This window comes from Nostoc sp. JL23 (assembly GCF_017115065.1).
Classification (GTDB): domain Bacteria; phylum Cyanobacteriota; class Cyanobacteriia; order Cyanobacteriales; family Nostocaceae; genus Nostoc; species Nostoc punctiforme_A.
Genome location: NZ_JABXKN010000084.1, coordinates 1 through 5526 on the forward strand (window position 1 = coordinate 1; position 5526 = coordinate 5526).

Here is a 5526-nt window from a genome sequence, read left to right on the forward strand (position 1 = left end):
CACTTGTATAGATGACTTTGAAATCCTTATTAGTTTTTGTTAGGAAATAAGGTGCGTTTCCCCTGGGGAATAGGTGACGATTTGTTAAGCGTCAATGTCAACTATGATGCCCCGGGAATTTCTTCGACAGATGGGGGAATAGGTGACGATTTGTTAAGCGTCGATTACGGTAGTGCGACCGGAGCAATCACTTCAACTTTCGATACTACTACTAACATTGGCTCAATTACGGCAGGCACGAGTCGGGTTAACTACAAGAATATCGAGCGATTAGAAATCACAGGTACAAACTACGATGACTTGATTGTGGGAAACAATGGCAACGATACGCTTGATCCGGGTCTGAGTGGAAATGATACGGTAGATGGGGGAATAGGTAACGATTTGTTAAGGTTTTCTACCTATGGTTCTACCTATGAAAGTAATGGCCAGGGAATTGCTTCAACTTTCGATACTACTACTAATATTGGAACAATTACCGCAGGCACGAGACTAATTAACTACAAGGATATTGAGCGATTATATATCTCAGGTACAAGGTACGATGACAATATTGTGGGGAGCAATGGCAACGATAGGATCTCTACGTTCAATGGCGGGAATGATACAATAGATGGGGGCACTGGTGACGATTTGTTGTCCTATGGCGCAAGTAGTTACCAGGGAATCACTTCAACTTTCAATGCTACCACTAATACTGGCTTAATTACGGTGGGCGGGGATCGGGTTAGCTACAAGAATATCGAACGATTAAATATTTCAAGTACAGAATACGATGACAATATTGTGGGGAGCAAGGGCAACGATAGGATAATAGGAAACTATACTTACTCTGTCGGGAACTTTGGAGATCAGAGCGTTAACGTTATTGGTGGGAATGACACAATAGATGGCGGCAAAGGTGACGATTTGTTGATCGTCGATGACGGCAATGGTAGTGATGCAATCACTTCAACTTTCAATGCCACCACTAACCAAGGATCAATTACGGCTGGCACGAATCGGATTAGCTACAAAAATATCGAACGATTAGATATCACAGGTACAGGGTACAATGACAATATTGTGGGGAGTAATGGTAATGATACCCTCAACGGTGGTGGTGGCAATGATATCCTTATAGGTGGCAAAGGTAATGATACCCTCTATGGAGGATATGATGGTAGTGATACCTTTGCTTTCAATAGTTTCAATGAAGGCATCGATAGTATTGATGACTTCAACGCGACTAATGGATTGATTCAGGTATCGGCTGCTGGCTTTGGTGGCGGGTTATCACCAGGTTCACTTCAGACAAGTCAGTTTAGCATCGGAGCATCTGCAACCACTAGCACTCAGCAATTTATTTACGACGATGTTACAGGTGCATTGTTCTTTGATCGAGATGGCAGTGCCAGCGCCTTTACTCAGCTACAATTTGGACAACTTTCGAGTGGATTGTCCCTAACCAACAACAATTTTGTGGTTGTTTAATTAGGATTAGCGCTCTATGACTCTAAGCAGAGAGAATAGAAAATGGTCGGATTGCAAGGGGTGTGAAATAGCAACTTAGATCCGATTCATCAATGCAATTATAACGATCGCCCCGGTAGAAGTGAAGCACGGGTTCGTAAACGTCACCCAAAAGCTTACCCCTTAATGACCAAAGCACGGCATGAATTACGTAAGCAGTTGCAAAGCGCTTAATTGATAACCGTTTCCGGTTTTCTTAGTGCCATTCGACGCTGACGGAAGGAGAGGTGAAAATTCACTCTGCGGTTGATGTGGAAGGTCAAGAAAGTGTTGGCGTAGACTCCCCGCAGGCGAATCGCGTTCTACTTTAACGTGAGTTCGACGGATCAGAAAACGGCAGGAGGTAGTGCAGGCAAATCTTTTGGGTAAATATCAATCGACGGTTTTTTGGGTAAATAGGCGTAAGCAGTCAAACCAGCCATCAGATTGACCAAAAAGTTAAACACACTGCGATGCCCTTGAGTGTTCTATTTGACACATATTTTTGAGATGGTCATTGACAGACTCAATTACTGCCCGTTTGCGTAAAAGAATTTTATCAATCAGTTTTACCAAACGGTTTTTCATCTTCTTTTTAGATTTGGTGACTAACTCTAAACCTCGCTCATATAACTCCTCAAATAATTTTTGACCAGATTATCCCCGGTCTCCAAAAAGTTTACCAATTAAGTCCTTGGTCATATCTGGTACTGGCTTCCGGTCGTCTACAAAGGCTTGCGTTAGCTTGAATGCCAGTAATTCTCCACAATCATTAATAATCAAATGAAGTTTAAAACCAAAGTGCCAACCTACAGAATTCTTCCCCCATTTCACCAACCCTTTAAAAACTTTATGGGCGTGAGAGCGACAATTATGACAAACATTTATCGGGGTAGAATCAATAAAACTAATCCCTGTAATCTGTCCCGTGCGTGTATGCAAAAAACAACACAACAACATTAAACACCAAGGCATCAGTTCCACAAATCTGGTATAGCTCACCAAGTTGGGAAACGCTCCACGCCAGCTTTGTAGCACATGCAATGTGTAGAACTCCTTGAAAGTCTTATAACCACTACCATGAAATGCGTTCGCCCTTGGCGTTGGCGAAGCCATCGCTATTGTCATTACCTCTGATAAGTGCATTCGGGAAGTGCTGCGGCGTTCTCCCGTTGTTGATGGTAACTGTGGTACTTGCTGCCACAGGCTTTCCCATTGATTGCAGAAATCATCTACGTCACAGAAAATTTGTGTGATGTCAAGGCGAGATACAATGGTAGACATAGCCGAGACCCTCATTTTTCTTTGATATTTTTAGTCTCGGCGTTTTTTTGTGACTTTTTTGCCAATTCTCAATCAATCTTAGCGATCGCCAAAACCTACCCAGTTTCTCGCGCTTCATATCTAGCAAGCTTTTCGCCTTTTTCTAACCGTCGAACTCACGTTACTTTACGCTTATTTAAATGCTGCATCTGAGTCAGATTATATTAATCCTATCGATGCAGCGATTCGTGAATACAAAACATTCGATATTTCTGCCTATCAAAAGCTAGATGAAGTGCCTTATGACTTTAACCGCAAACGTCTAAGCATCTTGTTTAAAACAGAGAGTACGCATCTGATTATCACTAAAGGCGCACTGAAAAATATTCTAGATGTTTGCTCAACTGTTGAGACTGGTGAGGGAAAAGCGATCGCTATTGCAGATCAGCGACAAAAACTCCACCAACAGGCCCAAGACTTGGGCAGTAAGGGATTTAGAGCCTTGGGTGTGGCTTATCGTGATTTTAATCAAGATTCTTTCACCAAAGATGATGAAACGAACATGACATTTCTCGGCTACCTTGCTCTGTTTGATCCGCCCAAAGCTGGCATCGCTAATACCCTCAAAGATGACAAAGAGCGCCGTAGCCATGAACAACTTGAGAAATGCTGTAGCCAAGTTTTAACGACTCTTTCCCCCGGCGCTCTGCTGCGGCTCTGTGAACACTTTCTATAGAATTGTTATCTGGTTCCCTAGATTCATCTATATCAGCATCAGCACGTAATACCTCAATGAGTTCATCGTAGAACACAGGTAATCCTCTTTCCATTTCGTCGCTCGAACTCATGGAATCACCAAGACCCGTGATCTTTTTTGAACATAAGGCGAGAATTTCGTCACGTTCTGCTAAGAGAAATTCATGTAACATTATGAATGTTATTAATTTTAGACTTATTCTACCATCAGGAGATCGCTAGAACTGCGATTGCTTTACTGGTTAATTCCTCAAAGAGAGTTATATTGCTAAATTAATCTGGCTACGTTTTGTGTGCGTCGTTAATCAACTTATACAATTCAACTATCAATCAAACTCTTGTATATACTTGATTTCAAACGTCTGGTTGTTACACTTTTTAGAAGAAGAGAAATTAGGAACCATCTGGAAATATTTTTGAGAACAGACTGTACATTTATCAAATGAATCTAGGCTTGAAAGTAAACATCTATATCAAACAACACTAATGTCACATACGTTGATTAATTTAACATTGCCAATAGTCATTCAAGAAATTGAAAATGTCTTAGATGAGTACCCTGAACATCCTTATCAGTTAGCTTTTTCGATTCATGAGTTACGCCAAAAGTTAATTGCCCACATTCTAAGTCATATCCCTAACCGCTATGTAGTCGAAGAGGTACAGGAATTATCCAGCAACCCTAAAAGCCACTACTCTTTCCCTCTACAGGAGCGGATACAGATAGAAACAGTGGTTCACGGTAGTATTCTGCATATCCTGCGCGAAAACGCTGATTGGCTAAGTCGCCAAATCCTAACTGTGTCTCTTGTTGGGTCAATTCTGCTCCCTATTCTGATTTAATCACTTCATACTCTTGGGCAACAATACAGTAGAGAATATATTTTGCGCTAGGGTCAATATTTGCTTTTACGCTAACGCAACGTATGTACTGTACTCTGCGTTTACTATGAGTAAAAATCCCACTAGATAAAAGGTTTCAGAATAAATTTTCTGTGCCGGAATTATCCGGAAGTGTACTAGTTTTTACGACAGGTGCGATATTTTATGTGATAAACCAAACCTCGGTGTGCAAGATCGAAGGAGTCAACAGTAGCCATCCCTTGACCTTTCGCAGTCATCGCAGTATTCACCCGCATATTTACACTGTCACCACAGCCCGACCAAACATCAGCTACTGTCGCCAAGCTATCTCGAACATTATAGTCAGTTTCGCCACTAAAAGTCCGAGAAAAAACTGGGCCGCGGGTACCAGCAAAAAAGTACTCTGCTCTTAGTGTCCCAGTAGTTCCGGGAGCAATATAACCCCGATAATCAGCATCATAAAGGGAAATTTGAAAGCCTTGGGGTAATTTGATCGGAATACTCAAATTACAGCTTTTCCGCCTTTGTGCGGCGACATTTCCGATGGCTGCAAACTTGTCAAATAAAATGGTTAGCTCTTGACCATCGGGACTAACGCTCAAACTGGCGGATTCATTGGGACAACCGTTACCGCCATAACTTGCACCTAAAATTTCAACTTTGGCATCAGCAAAGGCGGGGCTAACTGAAGCAGTAATTAATGTAACGGCAGCAAGAAATACTTTTACAAATTTCATAATTTTTTGATCGCGAATCTACTAACCAGATTTACTGTGACATTCTGCTGTTGGAAATCAAGGTTGAATTGCGTCTGAGTTGTATAAGTTGTACTGAAAGCCTTCAAATCGTTACAAAAATATCAAATTTAGTTGCTTCAAATATGATTTAGAGAGTACTATGGATATCTGAAGGTAGCAGCTATTATGCTCTCCAACTCACTAATTAAAATGAAAAGCTTAAAAGCATTCTATCGCTAAGATATCCTTGCTACTCTATTCTTATTCTGTTAGCTACCCAAACTCGAATTACTGGAAAATAATGGGAGTGCAAAACAGTATGGTAATCAAATATCAAGAAAAAATTATTACCCTTTGGATCAGAAATGTTGAATACTGATACAAAACTTTACATAGATAGTTACACTAACTCTAA

At 41.1% G+C, this 5526-nt stretch carries 4 protein-coding genes and 1 pseudogene; 3 read left to right on the forward strand and 2 right to left on the reverse strand.

The window, feature by feature from the left end; all coding sequences use genetic code 11:
* The first annotated feature begins 51 nt into the window (after positions 1–51).
* Positions 52–1473, forward strand: coding sequence for a calcium-binding protein (locus HWQ42_RS17260; RefSeq protein ID WP_292814274.1), 1422 nt, complete (start codon positions 52–54; stop codon positions 1471–1473).
* A 546-nt stretch (positions 1474–2019) separates the two neighbouring features.
* Here HWQ42_RS17260 and HWQ42_RS17265 read toward each other — a convergent pair.
* A pseudogene (locus HWQ42_RS17265) lies at positions 2020–2775 on the reverse strand (IS982 family transposase); the annotation flags it as partial.
* A 247-nt stretch (positions 2776–3022) separates the two neighbouring features.
* On the opposite strand from HWQ42_RS17265, the gene HWQ42_RS17270 reads away from it, so the two are divergent.
* Both HWQ42_RS17270 and HWQ42_RS17275 read left to right on the forward strand, forming a co-directional pair.
* A complete protein-coding gene (locus HWQ42_RS17270; protein ID WP_292814282.1) occupies positions 3023–3490 on the forward strand; it encodes a hypothetical protein in 468 nt (155 codons plus the stop codon).
* A 506-nt stretch (positions 3491–3996) separates the two neighbouring features.
* The gene (locus tag HWQ42_RS17275) at positions 3997–4353 is read left to right on the forward strand and encodes a hypothetical protein (protein WP_292814276.1); all 357 of its coding nucleotides are present in this window, start codon (positions 3997–3999) and stop codon (positions 4351–4353) included.
* A 176-nt stretch (positions 4354–4529) separates the two neighbouring features.
* On the opposite strand, the gene HWQ42_RS17280 is transcribed toward HWQ42_RS17275, so the two are convergent.
* Complete coding sequence (locus HWQ42_RS17280) at positions 4530–5111, reverse strand: DUF4360 domain-containing protein (RefSeq protein WP_292814279.1); 582 nt, start codon at positions 5109–5111, stop codon at positions 4530–4532.
* Positions 5112–5526: the final 415 nt, after the last annotated feature.

What these genes read in the sequence shown, in the direction of transcription:
- HWQ42_RS17275 (WP_292814276.1), top strand. Translation starts at nt 3,997, where the DNA reads ATGTCACATACGTTGATTAATTTAACATTGCCAATAGTCATTCAAGAA.
- HWQ42_RS17280 (WP_292814279.1), bottom strand. Translation starts at nt 5,111, where the DNA reads ATGAAATTTGTAAAAGTATTTCTTGCTGCCGTTACATTAATTACTGCT.